The sequence below is a fragment of the Nafulsella turpanensis ZLM-10 genome, from assembly GCF_000346615.1.
Taxonomy (GTDB): Bacteria; Bacteroidota; Bacteroidia; order Cytophagales; family Cyclobacteriaceae; genus Nafulsella; species Nafulsella turpanensis.
Map to the genome: position 1 here is coordinate 40,493 of NZ_ANNU01000002.1, position 16,764 is coordinate 57,256.

A 16,764-nucleotide genomic window follows, 5' to 3' on the forward strand; every position below is an offset into this window, starting at 1 on the left:
GGGAAGCAATTGGAAGGCCTTATTCTGCCGCCGGGATGTAGGAAAGCCGGTCCGGAAGAAAACCATTTTTAATCATTTTTGATTTTTATATGCCGGGAAAATTTAACAGCATCCTCCTTGTAGACGATGATCGGACTACCAACCATTTTAATAAGCTTCTGCTGGAGGATATGGCACTTGCAGAACAGATTCAGCTGGCCAGCCACGGGCAGGAGGCATTATCATTGATAAAGGAAACAGTCTCCCGTTCACCTAAAGAGCAACCTTCTCCGATGACTTCCCTGATTTTCCTGGACCTTTACATGCCCGTCATGAATGGCATTGAATTCCTGAAAGCACTGGAGCAGCAGTATAAAGAGGCATTGCAGCAGGGTTTATGTATAGTTCTCCTTACCTCTTCCAGTCAACCGGGTGACCTTGAGCTGGCAAAGAATTTCAGGATAGCTAATGTTTTGAAAAAGCCCCTTACTTCTGAGAAAGTAAAACTGGTAGTGCGGGAAGTATTTAAAGCAAGGGAGCCGGGAAAATAAACCTGGCTTAAACACAGCCTACTTTAGCTTCTTAGATAAGGCAGAAATGAGTTTTTCAGCAGTTAATGGCTTCTCTAAATAGTCCAGGATACGATAGTTCTTTGCCCTCTCTGTGTCTGTTAGATGAGAAGAGGAGGAGAGAATAATAATATCTATTTTATTTAAGGAGAAGGTCATTTTAGACTGGAGCTCATCTAAGAACTCAAAGCCATCCCAGAAAGGCATATTTAAATCGAGCATTATTAACATGTACTTTGGGTCATCCTTTGCTTTGTAACAGCTGGAAATAAAGTTCAACGCCTCCTGTGGACTTTCTGTGGTTTGAATATGGTGGGTTAGACCAAGCTCCACAAGTGTTCTTTCATTCAGGAAATTCGTAACTGGATCATCATCGACCAGCAGGACACAATCAAAATAAAAACCAGGTTTCATTTGCCCACTACTTAAAAGGCCAAAAAATCAAATACCGTGATGAACTATAATAGCTTCCTTATCCTAAAGCCTGAAGCTAAGGTACCTCTTTTATAAATCCCGGGGCAAATATAGTGGGTATTTGTTTTCCTTTAAAGACTTCAACAGGAAGCGAATAAATCCTTCTCTTTCGAAACAATTATTCCTGGTAAAAAAGGAAAAGGCAGAAAAAAAGCTGCTGCCATATTCCGGAAGCAGCCTAAAGTAAAACTCTGTGCTATTTACCCCTCATTTTTCTTTTCCGTTACCTCTTTCCGGATGTCATGTGCCTTATTCTTAGCCTCCTGCATCGACTTCCGAAGGCGGGTACCTGCCGCCTTATTGCCCTTGCTGTAAAAGGCTTCTGCATCCTTTCTGGCATTGGCTACCAACTGTTCTAACTCATTAAATAATTCCATATTTTTAGCATTTTGGTTGAATAAAAGCTCAACATAAGGACTTTTAATGAAATTAAAAATACAAAAAGCTTCCATTAAGTAAATTTATGAAGAGGCCCCTTCTTCCAAAAACCCTTAGCAATTGGAATTGCTGCCAAAGAGAAATCATGTCTGTCTCCTGGTTCAATACCCAGCCCACAACCGCTTATCCGGTAATTGTATGCATTCAAAAAGCCTAATTTCGCTTTGAATGGTAAGCAGGTGAGTCATATCCAGCCCTTGGACCTGAAAGGCGCCCAATTTTCCTTTAATCTTCCCCTTTTTCCTACATTGTATAACAATAGGGGCAGGCAGTCCTTTTATTGTTGCTATTTTAGGGCCTGATCAATGTGCTTTATTGCTCCAACGGTAAAGCATCCACTTTAACCAAACAACATGACCCGCTTTCCAATGAAGGCCACCGCCCTCTGTATGGCGACTGGCGCGATATGGCTCGGGGGCAGTATGCTATTGCTCCTGTCCTTAAAGGATTTTTTTAACGCCACGGATTTCATTCTCTTCCACACCTTCAACGGCCTGACTTTGGTGTTCCTGAACGCTCTGCTGCTAAATACGACTCTCCGGAAGAGGTTTCGTCAGCTGCAACAATCCAGCCAGTGGTATCAACAGCTCTTTAAGGAAGGTCCGCTTCCGCGGCTGGTGTATGATCCGATATCCCTGCAAATATTAGAGGTTAATAAAGCCGCCTGTCAGCAGTATGGCTATGCAGAGGAAGAGCTGGTCCGACTACACCTTCAAGACTTATGGGCGGAGCCCTTCCCTTTGGAGGAATGGAAGAAAAAAGAAGGTCCCGCTGCTTCGGTTATGACGCTGCACCGGAAGAAATGCGGTACCCGCTTTTATGCGCAGTCTCTTTCCTCAGGTCCTGTTCATCAGGGAAGGGGGGTCCGCCTGCTTGTCCTCCTGGATGTAAATAACAGGATGCTTGCAGAAGAAAAAACAAAAAATGCGGAAGAGGAAATCAGAAAACTATCACTGGTAGCAGAAGCCACTCAGAATGCGGTTATCATCACAAATGATAAAGGTCAGGTGGAATGGGTGAATGAAGGTTTTACCCGCCAGACAGGTTATACGTTGGAGGAAGTAAAGGGAAAGAAACCCGGAAGCTTTTTACAGGGTCCCGGAACAGATCCAAAAGCCGTAGACTTCCTCCGGGAGCACCTCAGGCTGCAGAAAAAGTTCAAGGTCGAGCTGCTGAACTACCGGAAGGATAACTCCCCGTACTGGGTGCGCCTGTTTATTACCCCTGTTTTTAATGAGGCGGGAGCGCTGATCCAATACATTGCCATCGAAACAGATATTACAGAGCGGATGCAGTTTATTGCCAAACTGGAACGACAAAACCAACAGCTGAAGAATATCGCCAGGATTAGTTCCCATGAAATCCGAAGGCCCGTGGCCTCCATACTGGGGCTGGTCAACCTTTTTGACAGCCGGGAAGCAGACCCGCAATTCCATCAGGAAGTCATTCAATACCTGAAGCTGGCCGGAAAAGAACTGGATGAAGTCATTCATCTGATTGTGAACAAAACCTATGAGCTGGAAGAGCTGGAGAAATAATTAAAACGCTCCTCTTGGAAAAGACTGCTTTTTTCAAGAAAGGATCCTTCTGCAGGGTAAAAAAGAAAGCAGTGGAAGCCAATGTTTAAAAAAGGCCCTAAAGGGATATTTACTCCTCACATTAATCCTCTCTTAATAGGAGCATTCTTCCTGCTGCTTTATTTTCCTGTTCTTCCATTCCAGCTCTACAACCTTTTGGCATTATCAGGCCCTCCCTGGGAAGAAAAAGGACTAAAGAATGTAAAAGCCAGCTGAACCGCTCCTCTTCCCTGGGAAAACGTTCAGCTAAAAGGCTACCGTGCGAAAATACCGACGGGCCAGTCGCTCATACGGCTGAAAGCGCTGGTAAGTAACCGGCTCTAGTGCCGCAAAAAGGGAGTCCCTGCTTATCCGCTTTTCCTGCCGGATTTGAGCCGCTTCATAGCGGTTACTACTATACGCATATTCCAGTTGAAGCAGGCATCCTTCTATGGACAGCAGCCGGGTAAAGAGGATGTTGCTGCTGGAAGAAATCCTTACCAGCACAAAAGCGGTTCTGCTTCTTTTCTTTGACAGAAAGTATTCCTCCCTTCCGCCTGGGGCATCCGTAGGCGCTTCCTGTCCTGTTTTAGGCTGTTTCATGTTTACTGTAATTGAAGGGTAAGGGGGCAGTTTTCAGCGAATGCCTTCCGGCTCAGAACCACCTGATAACTGCCCTGCCTACCTCAGCTGTTCCGTTCCGGCAGCCGGTCTTTCCCCAGCTGCCGGAGGGGAGAGTTCTGTTGCCGGTGCATTTCCAGCATCTTCCGGATGTCCTCTGCGTCATAAAAAAGAACACCACCGATTTTCGTAAAAGGTAAAGTGCCGTTAACCCGGAGGTTTTGCAGGGTGCCGGGAGAAATCCCCAGCAGCTTCCTCACCTCCGCGGATTTAAACCATTTCTTTACCGGCTCCTCGCTGCTTTGCCGGAAAAGCCTTCCGATTTCTGAAAGAAGCTCTGATTTAAAAGCCAGCAGATCTTCTGTGGTAATTAACTGGTCCCTGTACAGCCGGCTTCCTGCCATTGGTACAGGGCTTGGGTTTTCTGTTGCCATGACGAACTGATTTTAGGTAAAAGACTAAACTCGGCCCCTGCTGGGGCTAAGGCTGCTGGTTTTAAAGAGAAAGATCCGTTTATGTTTATCAGACTTTTGAAGGGGAAGCTCCGGGCCTGCATCAGTGCTGAACCTTTAAGCGCTTATTCAATTGTAATGCCCCGCACTGAACACTCAGGGAATAAGTTCCTTCCGGCACACCTGCCAGTGGAAGGCGGGCAGGAAAAGCGGTTATTCTTTCTGATAGAACCACTTCTCCTTGTGGGGCAAGCAGCCGCACAAGCACAGGGGCAGGCAAATCGGTGACAAGCTCCTTATCTGCCTCTGAGCCTGCTGAAGAGGCAAAGCGCAGGTTTACCTCTGAAGTGGACGGATTGGGATAAGCCTCCAGCACCAGCCCGGACTGCCGGAAGAAAGTAATGGTTCCCCGTATAAGCTCATTGACGGAGCAGTTGATAAGCCGTAAATCATAAAAGTAGTTTCCTGCCGGCACATAACTCCCGCTTCCATAAAGGCGGCCATTCCAGCTGATTTCACCTCCCCTTAGTCCCATCACCCCGTTAGACACCAGTCCGGAAGCAGAAAAAACCTGATTGCCCCAGTCGTCTATGATGGTAAGCCTGTATTCAAAAGCATTCAGCGGATCGGTACTCTTTTCCTCATCCATTACTTTCCACTGGTTTCCCTCAAAAAAAGCATTGGGTATAAAAAGCTGCAAAGAACCCTGCAGCAAGGGACTCACCAGCAGGGACCTTTGCACATACTGCCCCGACACCAGATCTTCCACGGCTACCGTATAGGTGGTACCAACAGAAGGGCTTACGGTAATGGACGGCCCATTTCCCAGGTATACACTGGAGGCAGGGCTGGAGGACCAGAAATAAGCATAATTCCCCGACCCACCATTCACGGAGGCTGTCAGCTTTCTCGCATTACAGTTATTCAGGGAGTTATTCGTGGCGGACAAGGTGACGGAAAGGGTCTGTCCTTCAGCAGCTGTCAGCCAGCAACCTATCAGCAAAGCAGGCAATAATCTTCCTGCGGCCGTCAGAAACGGCCGGCATTTCCGGTAAAACTTTTTCATGGTTTATTTTTTAAAGTGAGACTATGAATTTACAAGAGGAATACCAGGCCGGTACGAAGACTGAGTTCCCGTATGCTTATCTGCTGGGTCCCTTCTTTCAGCTTGGGAACACAGTAACGGTAAGCCGTAGAAAAAGAAAAAGCCATCCTGCTGCCCAGTTTCCATCCCAGGCGAAAAGCCCCGCGCATTCCCCATAAAAAGGGCGAAAGGGTGTTTCCGTACATGGCGGTCGTGTTAAATACGCGGCCATCATCCAGCCAGGTTTTTTCTTCTTTTGTCAGGAGCCAGCTCCCGTATAAACCGGCTGAACAGAACACCCTTCCCTGCTGGCCGAAGCTGAACACCTCTCTGCTCAGCCCCAGCGGAAGCTCCAGATAAGAAAGGCGCAAAGTGGTTCTTTCCGGCAGCCCAAGCGGCACTTCCGTCACCTGAAGCTGGTAGAGCACCGAAAGCCTCTTCAGGCGGCTCAAAAGCGCCAGCTCAGCTGCCCAGCGTCGGGAAAGAGAATAGTATCCGACGCAACCAAAGCTATAGTTCCAATCCGCGCTTATCCGTTGCTCAGTGGCATAATCGGAACGGAGGGATAACTGCAGAAAATCAAGGGCCATAAAAGGAGACAGCTTCAGATGACCCTCCTTTCTTTTCGCAGGCAGAGCAGAAGACAGCCATATGCGAACAGGAGCCACCGCCACTAGGGAGGGCTTTTCGGAAAAAGACATCCAGCCTTTCCTGCTCCCGGCCGGAAGGCTTATGGAATCAGGAAGTAACCTTCTCTCCTGGAAGGAAAGTGAGCGCTCCTGCTGTACTGCCGGTGCCTTTCTCCTGCCTGACCGTAAAGCCTGTTCCTCCCCTTCCTCTTCTATGCTGTCCGGCTTTCGCAGCACAATATATTCACCCACCTTTTTATAAGCCAGACCGGCTTTGCCCAGCAACAACTCCAAAAGCTGCCTTAAGGTGATGTCCTCTGCCTCTATGCTCCACTTTTTTTCCAACACTTCTCCCGTATCTCCGTAAGAGAACTGCAGCCGGTACTGCCTGCTCAGCTCTTCCAGAATTGAAAGCAGGGGTACTTCTGTGAAGCGGATACTTACCCGCTCCTCCAGATCCTGAGCCGAAAGAGGTATCTCCAGGAGTAAAAATAACACAATGCCAGTCAGGAGCTTTTTCATGCCCCCCCTCCCTTACATCCTTTACCGGAAATTTTATAGCGCTTTTCTCCCAGTTCCTCTACCCGAAGGTCCAGACTATAGGAAATAATTTCCAGCAACTCTTCCAGCGGAATATCCTGAAAGCTTCCTGTAAAACGGCAGTTCAGCAGGGCAGAACTACTGACCCTGAACCGGATACCGTAGTAGCTTTCCAGTACAGGCAGAACCTGCGATAAAGGGGTCCGGGCAAACATCAGCTCCCGGGTCTTCCAGGCCAGCAGGTTCGGCTGCTGTTCTCTGCCCACCTCAGGAACTCCTCCCTGCACCCATTTCAGCTGCTCTCCCTCTTCCAGGGAATAAAACTGGTCCGCCAGCCCGACTTCCACCTGCCCCTCCAGGACGCTTACCTTCAGGGGTTCTCCGGGATACGCACGGATGACAAAAGCGGTTCCTACTACTTTTACCCTGCCGGCTTCCAGATGAATGTAAAAGGGACGTCTGGCATCAGACCTGATTTCAAAAAAGGCCTCACCGGAAAAGGATATGGCTCTTTTAGTGTCAAACTCCAGTAAAGACAGGGTGGAATGATGATTGGTGGTGATGACGGAGCTATCCGGCAGTACAGCTTCCATCTGTCCCTCCCGCAGCCGGAAAGAAGCAGCCGCCATAGCTGTTTTCTCCCTGTCCTCCCAAAGAAAAACTGCCCCTGCGGATAAGAGCACCATCAACAGAACAGCGGAAGCTTTGGTCCAGAAAGAGCCGGATAAAGCGGGTAATATAAAACGGCTGCCCCTACTTTCTTCTTTGAGGTGCTGATGAAAGCGCCTGAGCTCCTGCTCCATTTCCTCCTCCCGAACCCTGAGGGGATGGCTTAAGGACTCCTTCCCCGCCAGCTCCCAGGTAAAACGAATTTCCTCCCCAAGCTGCCGGTGCTCCTCCTTCTCCTCCAGCCATTGCTCCAGCTCCTGGGTTTCCTCTTCCGTCAGCTGCCCGCTAAGCTGCTTGTGGAGCAGGGCGATAAAGTAATCAGGTTTCTTCATGCAGTTTTAAATGGGAGGGTTCTCTAAACCTAATACACCTCAGCAAGCGCTTACCCTACCTTATCATTAAAAATTTGCAGAAGAAAAGAAAGGCGGCAGAAAAAAATCCAGCAAAAACGACTACCAGCAAAAGAGAAAAAGTCGCTTCAGGTAAGCCTCCAGCCCCTTCCTTAACTGCTTCAGTGCCCTGGCCATGTGTTTTTCTACCGCTTTCACGGATATATCCATATAAGCGGCAATCTCTTTATTACTCATCTGCTGATGTCTGCTCAGTTCGAAAGCTACCCTGCACTGAGGAGGAAGGCGGTGGATAAGCCGGAGGATGAATTGTTCCAGTTCTTTTTCTTCCAGTTTTTCACTGCTGAGGCCGGCTGAACTGGCATGGCGGCCGGCCTCCATTTTTTCCAGTGGAAGCATTTTTGTTTTCCCCTGGTCCCGCAGGTAGTTTAATGAACGGTTGATCACCGCACGAAAAAGGTAGGCTTTGATAGGTTTACTAAAATGAAGGCTGGCTCTTTTTTCCCAGATGGCGATAAAAATGTCCTGGATAATGTCTTTTCCTGCCTCCCGGTTCTTCAATACCGTATAAGAAAGGCGTAGCATTTCCGCATAGTATTTCTTAAATAAAAAATCTATGGCCTGCGCATCGCCGGAGCTCAGCCTTCGCAGTAAAAAATCCTCGTCATCCAGCCATTCAGACATGATGAGTTATTTAAAGCCTTGCCTACCATCCTTTTTTTAAAGTTTTTAAAGGACAATATGGACAAAGGATGATTATATAATAAACAATATATACATTTACATATTTAAAGTCAAGATTGCACGGCAAAAGCAGCCGGGAGCCGGACTGTTAAACGCAACACCCTATCTTAACCCAACTTTCTTAACCCGCCATTCCTGCTGATGATGAAGAAAATCAACAGAAGAGTGGAGGCGCGCTCAAATAAGTAAACGGCCACAGAAAAATAGGCCCCGCCCCCCCTTCAGCCGGAACCGGCACCTTCCTAGGAATTCCACTGAACCGCCTGCAGCGCTTTTTTGACTGCTTCCTTGCGGACCTTGCCGTAAATCTGGGTAGTACGGATATTGCTATGGCCCAAAATCTGCTGAACCACTTCGTAGCTGAGCCCCATGTCCAGCAGCAGAGTGGCGCAGCTGTGGCGGGCCATATGGAAGGTCAGGTTCCGCTTCAGACCGGCCAGAAAGGCAAGCTGCTTCAGACAGCGGTTCACATACTGATTGCTGAGGTTCCCGAACAGCTCCTGCCCCTCTTTCTTCAGGTACTTTTTTACAATTTCTTCAGGCTTCCGGTTTAAGAGCAGGTAGATGGGAATCAAGACATCTGTTTACCTGCTCCGGGAGTGGTGACTCACCTCAATGCGACCCTCACCTCAATACGGCCTTCATCCCGCCCTTTTGGCTCCGGATAAATAACGGTATTAAACAAACTGTACACCTTTAGAAGCTCCTCCGTTAGCTGTTCAACTGTAGGCTAAAACATGGCATTGCAGGTAAGCAGGGCGTTCCATTTCTTTTAGCAGGAACTGGTAACTTCCATTTATGCCCCGGGTCTCACTACCTTTTACGCAGTTTGCCTAAGGCCTTCAGGTCAAAAATAATTTGTAAAGGCTTATCCCCCTTCCAGGCGCCAACATGAATGTGCGGCATCCATGCATAGCCGTTATTACCTACATGAGCTACATGCTGACCTGCCTCCACCCAATCTCCTTCTTTCACTTTAATATCCTGCACATGCCCATACACCACCTTTACTCCATCACTTCTTTCAAACAGGATACTACTGGCCCGTCCATTTCCTTTCCTGCCCGGCTGATTCACCTGTTCATTTACAAATACCTTAATTACTTTGCCTGAAAAAGGAGCCAGTACCTTCTGATTCCAGCCATACCAGTCTTCATTTGAGGTTCCGTCATTCTTATAAAATAAGGGGAAGCGTTTATCCGGCCCTCCTTCATACTGTACCACCATCACATCCTTTCCTAACTCGTCTCCCAGGGCACCTTTAAACTGTCCGTAGTGATGATCATTTGACTTAAATGGAAGTTCATAAACAGGATGGATGACAACACTTTCGATGGGCAGGTGGTCTTCTACTGATTTATCCGTAGTGCTTTCCTGTGCAAAGGAAGGCAATGAAGAAAGTAGAGACAACAGAAGAAACATGCCTGTTGAAAAAAAAGCAAAGCGAAAGTTTAAGAAGTGAGCGTTCATGTGGCTTTAAAGTTTAAGTAATACTTAATAATAAATTCAGCAAATAGCGGCTACCACTTTTTTTATCATCCTTTTGATATCCAGCCAGTGTAAAAGAGGCTGATGAGCCAGTTACCTCTACTGCTACAGATTGCCTGCCTCTATGCCACGGCTTTTGGACTCCTTCTCTTGAGCAAGATATCAATTCCTGCTTAAGCAGCTTTTACCTTTCTTAACCTGAAGTCAAGGTAGGCAAGTCCGGAAAAAAAGACAGCGTAGGCGATTGACTTCCACAAAATTAAAGATATAACAGCACTGTATTTTGAATATATCATCAGAATAGGATAGGCAAACGGAAACTTGTCTACATGTTCCCATTTAACTTCAATCACCAGTACCGCAGCCAATATCCACAGCCCAAAACCGATAGCAATGGGCGTAACAGCGTTTTTAAACCGCATACCTGCCCAGAACTGGATGGAGATAATGGCCAGACAAGCTGAGTAGGTCCGAAAATTAGCCACAATCAACTGATGCCAGTCAATGGAGTGATCAAAGAATTCAATAGCCGTTATCCTGTAATTCACAACTAGAGCCGACAGGAGCATCAAAAGATTATAGGCAGTAAAGAATAGAAGAACCAGCAAATGGACCGTCAGAAATTTTGAGAAAAAAATATGGGCAAAGGGCTGGGGGGAGCTCATCAGCTGTTTCCAGGTATTGTTCCGGTACTCGATCTGAGGAAGTAAAGTGCAGATCAGAATGATGAACATTGGTAAAATAAGGGTGCCCATGAATTCGATCCCGGCCTTAAAATGCAGGTTCCATGGATCTGCACTCAAAGCTTCTATGGCCTGAGGCGTAGCGGTATCAAAAACTAACAGCAGCGGGATAATGGCCGCAGCGAAAAGACAAACATATAAAGAAGCGGTTCGCTTACTTTTTAACAGTTCTGATCGAAAGGAAGTAAGCATATTCATGAGTGGGTACTGGTCAGGTCCATAAATAATTGTTCAAGACTTCTTTCCTGAGGCTGCAGCAGGTATACCCCCAGCCTGTTTTTGGTAAGTAAGCTGTTGATAAGGGCTACTTCCTGATAATCCCTGAATGGTATTAAAAGACCTTCCATTGTTTTTTCAGGATGGTAATCCTTCAAAATATCCATGGCTGCTTCATTGTCTGAGCTGTGAATCTTTAACCTGGATTGCTTCTGCTGAAAAAGCCTGAGTTCTTCCAGTGAACCCTGAAACAGCATTCTCCCTTTAAAAATAATACCAAGATGGCTCACCATTCTTTCTACCTCTGAAAGGAGGTGACTGGATATCAGCATGGTGATGCCTTCGTCCTTATTCAGCCTTTTAATCAGCTCCCGCAATTCAACGATCCCTCCTGGATCCAGTCCGTTGGTAGGCTCATCCAGAATCAGTAATTCAGGGCGGTGCAGAAGGGCCAATGCAATCGCCAGACGCTGCTTCATGCCCAGAGAAAAGTTTCCAGCTTTTTTTGTGCCCGTATCCTCCAGTCCCACCAGCTTTAAAACCTCCCCAACCCTTTCTTTTTTCGCTCCATAGACAGAGCGGTAGACTTCCAGGTTTTCCCTTGCGGTGAGTTGTCGGTAGAGCGAGGGACTTTCAATCAGGGAACCTGTCCTCTTCAGAATGTTGAGCCTGTTTGCCTGAAACTCCTGACCGAAAATCTCTATGCTCCCCTTTTGCTTCTTCAGTAAGCCCAGGAGTAAACTCAGGGTGGTGGTTTTACCGGAACCATTGGGTCCCAGAAAGCCATACAGGTTTCCCTGTTCTACCTGCAGGTTGATATCAGATAAGATATTTTCCTCTCTGGAGTAGTGGTAATGAAGCCCTGATATTCTGATGACAGCTGAATTTGGCATCATTTTGAATTTTCGGGCAACTTCCGTTTCGCCGGACTAACTTCCCATCTGCCTTCGTGGTGCATAAAGCCTCCGGCGCGTCCGCTCTCAGGCGAAAATACCAGGCGATCATCCTCATCAACAATGGGAACAAAGGTATGGCTGCCCTGATAGAGAAGTCGGAAGGAATCCCCTCCTTCAATTCTTGCTTTTAGCTGCCCATTCTCCCCAAATACATGCAAATCATAACTTCTTTCCTCTGAAAGATAGGAGTAGATTCCCTGATAGCGGGATATTTCCTCGGAAGTGAGCGGCAGATCAAGCAGGCGGATATTGAATATTTCTCGGGCAAGGACTTTCTCCAGCTGCTCTGCTCTTTCTCTTCCCTTAGAGGAATTAGACAAAATGCCGATGCTCAGGCCTTCCTCCGGGTAATGTGACAGGAAGGCACCAAAGCCGAAGGTTCCGCCATGATAAATTTTCCGATGAGCTCCCAGCTCGCTAACATAAAGACCGTAGCCATAGCCCACCGTATCCCCATTGGTAAGCACTGTGGGGGAGGTCATCTGCTGTAGCGATTCAGGAGAAACCACTTTTCCCTGATAAAGGAGATGAGTCCAGCGAAGGAGATCGCCTGTTGTAGAGGATAAGCCGCCGCCTGCACTAAAGAGGTGGATACTCCGGAAGGGGAGATTGATGAGCTTATTTCCATCATGTAAGTATCCTTCCGCTCTGTTGGGTATTACCCGCCGGGCTTCATTGAAAAGCGTATGTTGCAGACCCAGCGGCTGAAGAAGGGCCGGTCCGGCATACTCTACCCATTTTATTCCCGTTACTCTTTCAATAATCTGCCCCAGCAGATAGTAGCCCATATTGGAGTAACCGAAACCTTCACCAGGTTTAAAGTCAAAGGGCTGATGCCCCCACAGTTCAACCATTTTCTCATAGGAAAGGTCAAGGCGGTACCAGTCCGGCAACGCTTCATTTCGGAACCTGTAATCCCCGATACCCGAGGTATGGCTCAGAAGATGATGGATGCTTACCTGATGACCCTGCACAGGATAATCGGGCAGGTATTTAGTAATAGGATCGCTAAGGGATAAGCGGCCTTCTTCCACCAGCCGCAGGATAGCTGCTGCAGTAAATTGCTTAGTGACGGATGCAATGCCAAAGACGGTTTCAAGGCTGGCATCCGCATCTATTTCCACGTCTGCCTTTCCATACGCACGAGAGAAGACAGGCTGGCCGTTCTTTGCTATTGCCACTACCATTCCCGGTACCTGTCCCGATTCTATGAACAATCCTACCAAAGAATCTGTCATAGTGGCTATTCTTTCAAACTCAGCGGGAGGGTTGGAGGAATGGTCGGCGGAAACCGGCTGACCCTCCTGAACTACCTGCACTTTCGGAGAGCAGCTTATAATTGTCAAGGCTCCAAGCCATAATAGAGCACGACCAAAACACTTCTTCAGAAAGGAATATGGTAAAGTGAACTTTTTCATAATGATGAGATTAGTTAGTGGGATTAAATAAGCTGTCTTTCAGGCTCAGAGTACCTGCCACTCTCCGCTCTAAAGTTTCCGTTTTCCCGAAGTTACCCGTTCTCCCTGGTGGAGCTCCATACTTTCGACACTGCCGTTATCGGTAATGAAAACAAGCCGAATATTTTCATCGAAGACAGGAATAAAGGAATGATTTCCCTGAAAGCGGAGTCGGAAAGCCTTCCCATCCCCCAGTTGCACCTTCAGCTTTCCATCTTCTAAAAGCACCCGCAGTTCGGCCGTTCTCTTCCCCATTTGCAGGGCATAGGTACCTTCATAACGGCTAGCCGCCTCTTTCGTCAGCGGCAGGTCAGGCACCCAGGGAACTTCCATTCCCAACGCTGCTCTGGCAAGGAACTCTTCCACCATTTCGTGCTGCGTATCATCTGAATTGGTTAAAACGACCACTGTCAGTTCTTCCTCAGGATAGTGAGCAAGCGAGGCGTTATAGCCGTCAATATCCCCTACATGAACAACTTTTTTGTAATTACCGAGCTTAGCTAGATCAAGCGCAAAACCATAGGTCCTTGGCGGCCCTGAAGGGAGTTCAGTCGGGGAGATCATCTGCTGCAGCGACTCTTTAGAAACCACCTCGCCGCTATGCAGGAGATGGGTCCAGCGAACCAGATCGGCGGCAGTGGAGAACAAACCGCCCGCGGCATCCCCCTTTATAATGACAGGCAGGGCATTGATGAGCTTTCCCTCCCGGCTCCTTTCGTATTGATATCCTTTTGCCCGCTCCGGAATGATCCGGCGGGGACCTCCAAATACTGTGTGACGGAGTCCTAATGGCTGCAGCAGCTTCTTTTCCATATACTCTTCGTAAGGCATTCCGGTCACCCTGCCAATAATCTGACCCAGCAGATAGTAGCCGCTGTTGTTATATCGAAACTGCTCACCAGGCTTAAAGTCGAATGGCTGGCTGGCAAACAAGCCGATCATCTCCTCATAGGAGAGACCGGGCCTGCGCTTCAGTTCAACCTCCTCATCCAGTTCTGTGTAGCTTTTAATGCCGGAGGTATGATTAAGTAGGTGCCGGATGGTAACATGATGACCTTGGACAGGATAATCGGGCAGGTATTTCGTAATAGGATCATCAAGTGCGATCTTATCCTGCTCTACCAGTCGCATGATGGCGGCAGCCGTAAACTGCTTGGTAAGGGAAGCAATCGCATAAACTGTTTTGGAACTGGCAGCAACACCCATTTCAACATCTGCCTCACCATAGCCCTTTGAAAAGATGATATTCCCGTTTCGGGCAACGGCTACCGTCATACCGGGCATAAAGTCCTCTGCCATATGCGCATCAGCCAGAGAATCGGCCACTGCTTCGATTTGTTTTATATCAGTCTTGGGACTACCGGTCAAGTCGTCGGCAGCTAAAGAAGCCCCAGTTGTTAAGTGCCCACCCTGGGAACAGGCTGTCAAAGTGAATATTCCTATAGCAAGGAGCGCAGGCGAACAAGCTTGCTTACAATAAGCAATTCTTCTAATGAGATATTTCATACGTTGGGGGTTTTAATAGTTATTGTTCTCTGTGCCGGAATCAGTATTGAGGGCACTCTTTTATAGCGGCAAAAAGGTTTCGCTCTCGTAAAGAGGAAAGTTTATCTCTCCTGCAATCTTCGGTTACAGGAAGTCCAGGCATGGGGCCCAGCCAGAAGGTTCACATTACCTATTCTTTTTAACCTTTACTTCAGCAGAGTTCAGGAGGCACTCTCCATCCATAATTTAAAAAGGCGGCTTTTTTCCTGGCTGATGACAATGGATTCGTGGTTAGAGGGACGAAGTTCTATGCGAAGGCGGGACTTATCATACCCTTCCACTTCTGCAACAGCCTCAATGTGCGCCATATATTTTCTGTTCAGCCTGAAGAAGACGGCAGGGTCCACTAATTCCTCCAACTCTTCAAGGCTTTGGCTGACTGGAAATTTTGCTCCCTGCCTGCTCACCAGAAACACATATTCATCACGGTAGAAGTAGGCAATCTGTTCCTCTTTTATGCTTAGCAGCTTTTTACCTTTTTTCACCAGAAACCGCCTCTTATAGAGGCTATCCGATGATTCAGTACTTTTCAGGGCATTGGCCAGTTTTTCAACCGTTAGCTGTTTAATATGCCGGTGGCGGAATTTCTGAACGGCCTGGGCAAACTTCTCCTCCTTTATGGGCTTCAACAGATAATCTATACTGTTAAAGTCAAAAGCCCTTAGCACATACTCATCATAAGCGGTGGTGAAGATAACATCTGCCTCCACCTCCACCTTCTGCAGTATATCAAGGCTTCTGCCATCTGTCAGTTCTATATCCATCAGTACCAGGTCGGGCGCAGGATTTGACCTGAACCAGGCGATGGACCCTGCCACACTTTGCAGGACACCTACTACTTCTGCCTCTGGCAGGTATCGCTGGAGTAGTCGCCGGAGATTATTTACCGCAGCGGCTTCATCCTCAATGATTAGAATCTTCATACGTCATGATGTTTAGCAGCGGAATTTTTACACGGAAGTAGCTGGCGGTATCTTCAACAATCACCTCTTCACTTCCTAAAGCATTATACCGCTCCCTGATATTATGCAAGCCTACTCCTAAGGAATTTGCCTCTTTGGCTGCTCCTCTGGTGTTCCCGATAACCAGATAATCTTCCTCTTTCCTGATTTCAATCATCAATGGTGCCTCCTCTGAGAGGACATTATGCTTAAAAACATTCTCTACAAGGGTAAGCAGGGAAAGACTGACCAGGTGAAAGCCCTCCAGGCTTTCTTCGCTTTCTTTTGTGTAATTGAATAATTCCCCAAATCTTGATTTGAAGAGCCGGAGGTAAGCTTCGGTAATGATAAGTTCCTCTCGGGCAGCTACTACCTCTTTATTCCGGTTATATAAAGTGTACCGCATTATTTCACTTAATTGCTCAAGAAAGGAGGTAGCCTTTTCTGCATCTTCATGTATGAGAGACTGTAGCGTATTTAGGCTATTAAATACAAAATGAGGATTAATCTGGCTTTTAAGTGCATTGTAGTTGGCCAAAGCTGTTTCCTTTTTGAGCTTTTGCGATTCTACGGCCGACTGCTTCCAGTGTAGCACCAGATAACTGCCCAACAGCATGCTAATGGTTAGAATAGACATCATTAACCAAACAAATAACAGCACAATCACCACCTCCCCTTCCAAAGCTTCTTTTACTTCTATAATGGAATTTTTAAACTGCTCTACAATGAGGTATGCGAGAAAAAAGAGCAGCATCCCGCCGGCAAGGCTTAGCACCACCTGAAGCAGAAGTAGCTTTACTCCTGGCTTTGCTTTAACAGCATGTAATTGATGGTGAATCCATTCAAAGAGCAACCATAGCAGAAGGAAGGAAAAGGAAATTAAAATGAAGCCCCATAGCGGTAGGTCAACTGGTTCTCCTAGCAGACTTATCAGTACCTGCAGGAGGTACAGGAAAATACTTATACTGATGGCAAAAGCCCATTTTAGCCACCTCCATACCCTTTGAATTTCCTGTTTTGTCGTATTTTTCATAGAAAGACCATCTGGTTAGATGCATTACTGATGCCTATGCAGTTTCCTTATCCTGCCTGCGCTGCAGATTCATTTTGAAAAGCAGTCTTTTTTTACTCTCTACCCCGTCTATACTTCATGCCTAAAATAAGTTTTAAAAGTAATTTTATCCATCGTATTTAAAGGTCTTTGACCTCCTGAACTTCCTTCTTTATACTGCTGCTTAAAGCCTACTGCCCACCACTGTTGCTAAAGGAAAATCTTCAGAAGTAGTACTTAATCAGCAGGCCCAGCTTTAAAG

The 16,764-nt window shown here is 47.2% G+C and carries 18 protein-coding genes; 2 read left to right on the top strand and 16 right to left on the bottom strand.

What is annotated here, in order from left to right:
* The first annotated feature begins 89 nt into the window (after nt 1–89).
* A complete protein-coding gene (locus F752_RS0100265; RefSeq protein WP_017729716.1) occupies nt 90–530 on the top strand; it encodes a response regulator in 441 nt (146 codons plus the stop codon).
* Between the two features lie 18 nt (nt 531–548).
* Here the strand turns inward: F752_RS0100265 and F752_RS0100270 are convergent, their stop codons facing one another.
* A complete protein-coding gene (locus F752_RS0100270; protein ID WP_017729717.1) occupies nt 549–962 on the bottom strand; it encodes a response regulator in 414 nt (137 codons plus the stop codon).
* A 260-nt stretch (nt 963–1,222) separates the two neighbouring features.
* A complete protein-coding gene (locus tag F752_RS0100280; protein WP_026135413.1) occupies nt 1,223–1,399 on the bottom strand; it encodes a hypothetical protein in 177 nt (58 codons plus the stop codon).
* A 414-nt stretch (nt 1,400–1,813) separates the two neighbouring features.
* On the opposite strand from F752_RS0100280, the gene F752_RS0100285 reads away from it, so the two are divergent.
* Entirely contained in the window at nt 1,814–2,998 is a 1,185-nt protein-coding gene (locus F752_RS0100285; protein ID WP_017729720.1) for a PAS domain-containing protein, read from the top strand.
* A 285-nt stretch (nt 2,999–3,283) separates the two neighbouring features.
* Here F752_RS0100285 and F752_RS0100295 read toward each other — a convergent pair whose 3' ends face one another.
* The 14 genes from F752_RS0100295 to F752_RS25090 all read right to left on the bottom strand — a co-directional run bounded on the left by F752_RS0100295 (nt 3,284) and on the right by F752_RS25090 (nt 16,484).
* Nucleotides 3,284–3,619, bottom strand: a complete 336-nt coding sequence (locus F752_RS0100295) for a hypothetical protein (RefSeq protein WP_017729722.1) — start codon at nt 3,617–3,619, stop codon at nt 3,284–3,286.
* An 83-nt stretch (nt 3,620–3,702) separates the two neighbouring features.
* Nucleotides 3,703–4,071, bottom strand: coding sequence for a helix-turn-helix domain-containing protein (locus F752_RS0100300; protein WP_051049854.1), 369 nt, complete (start codon nt 4,069–4,071; stop codon nt 3,703–3,705).
* Between the two features lie 121 nt (nt 4,072–4,192).
* Nucleotides 4,193–5,155, bottom strand: coding sequence for a hypothetical protein (locus tag F752_RS0100305; RefSeq protein WP_017729724.1), 963 nt, complete (start codon nt 5,153–5,155; stop codon nt 4,193–4,195).
* A gap of 29 nt (nt 5,156–5,184) precedes the next feature.
* On the bottom strand, nt 5,185–6,324 hold the full coding sequence (locus F752_RS0100310; RefSeq protein WP_017729725.1) for an outer membrane beta-barrel protein: 1,140 nt from the start codon (nt 6,322–6,324) through the stop codon (nt 5,185–5,187).
* The gene (locus F752_RS0100315) at nt 6,321–7,343 is read right to left on the bottom strand and encodes a FecR family protein (RefSeq protein WP_017729726.1); all 1,023 of its coding nucleotides are present in this window, start codon (nt 7,341–7,343) and stop codon (nt 6,321–6,323) included. The genes F752_RS0100310 and F752_RS0100315 overlap by 4 nt, the downstream gene beginning before the upstream one ends.
* A 120-nt stretch (nt 7,344–7,463) precedes the next feature.
* Nucleotides 7,464–8,045 (bottom strand): RNA polymerase sigma-70 factor, encoded by a 582-nt coding sequence (locus tag F752_RS0100320; RefSeq protein WP_017729727.1) that lies wholly within the window; start codon nt 8,043–8,045, stop codon nt 7,464–7,466.
* 302 nt (nt 8,046–8,347) lie between these two features.
* Complete coding sequence (locus tag F752_RS0100325; RefSeq protein WP_017729728.1) at nt 8,348–8,680, bottom strand: tyrosine-type recombinase/integrase; 333 nt, start codon at nt 8,678–8,680, stop codon at nt 8,348–8,350.
* 238 nt (nt 8,681–8,918) lie between these two features.
* Nucleotides 8,919–9,575 carry a M23 family metallopeptidase gene (locus F752_RS23215; RefSeq protein WP_051049855.1) on the bottom strand — a complete coding sequence of 219 codons (657 nt, stop codon included), beginning with the start codon at nt 9,573–9,575 and terminating at the stop codon, nt 8,919–8,921.
* Nucleotides 9,576–9,766: 191 nt separating this feature from the next.
* On the bottom strand, nt 9,767–10,534 hold the full coding sequence (locus tag F752_RS0100335; protein ID WP_017729730.1) for an ABC transporter permease: 768 nt from the start codon (nt 10,532–10,534) through the stop codon (nt 9,767–9,769).
* Nucleotides 10,531–11,448 carry an ABC transporter ATP-binding protein gene (locus F752_RS0100340; protein ID WP_236613950.1) on the bottom strand — a complete coding sequence of 306 codons (918 nt, stop codon included), beginning with the start codon at nt 11,446–11,448 and terminating at the stop codon, nt 10,531–10,533. The genes F752_RS0100335 and F752_RS0100340 overlap by 4 nt, the downstream gene beginning before the upstream one ends.
* Nucleotides 11,445–12,926, bottom strand: coding sequence for a serine hydrolase domain-containing protein (locus F752_RS0100345; protein ID WP_026135414.1), 1,482 nt, complete (start codon nt 12,924–12,926; stop codon nt 11,445–11,447). Before F752_RS0100345 ends, F752_RS0100340 begins: the two co-directional genes overlap by 4 nt.
* Nucleotides 12,927–12,995: 69 nt before the next feature.
* Nucleotides 12,996–14,393 carry a serine hydrolase domain-containing protein gene (locus F752_RS0100350; RefSeq protein ID WP_236613951.1) on the bottom strand — a complete coding sequence of 466 codons (1,398 nt, stop codon included), beginning with the start codon at nt 14,391–14,393 and terminating at the stop codon, nt 12,996–12,998.
* A gap of 278 nt (nt 14,394–14,671) precedes the next feature.
* Nucleotides 14,672–15,433, bottom strand: coding sequence for a LytR/AlgR family response regulator transcription factor (locus tag F752_RS0100355; protein ID WP_017729734.1), 762 nt, complete (start codon nt 15,431–15,433; stop codon nt 14,672–14,674).
* Nucleotides 15,414–16,484 (bottom strand): sensor histidine kinase, encoded by a 1,071-nt coding sequence (locus F752_RS25090; protein ID WP_017729735.1) that lies wholly within the window; start codon nt 16,482–16,484, stop codon nt 15,414–15,416. The genes F752_RS0100355 and F752_RS25090 overlap by 20 nt, the downstream gene beginning before the upstream one ends.
* Nucleotides 16,485–16,764 lie beyond the last annotated feature (280 nt).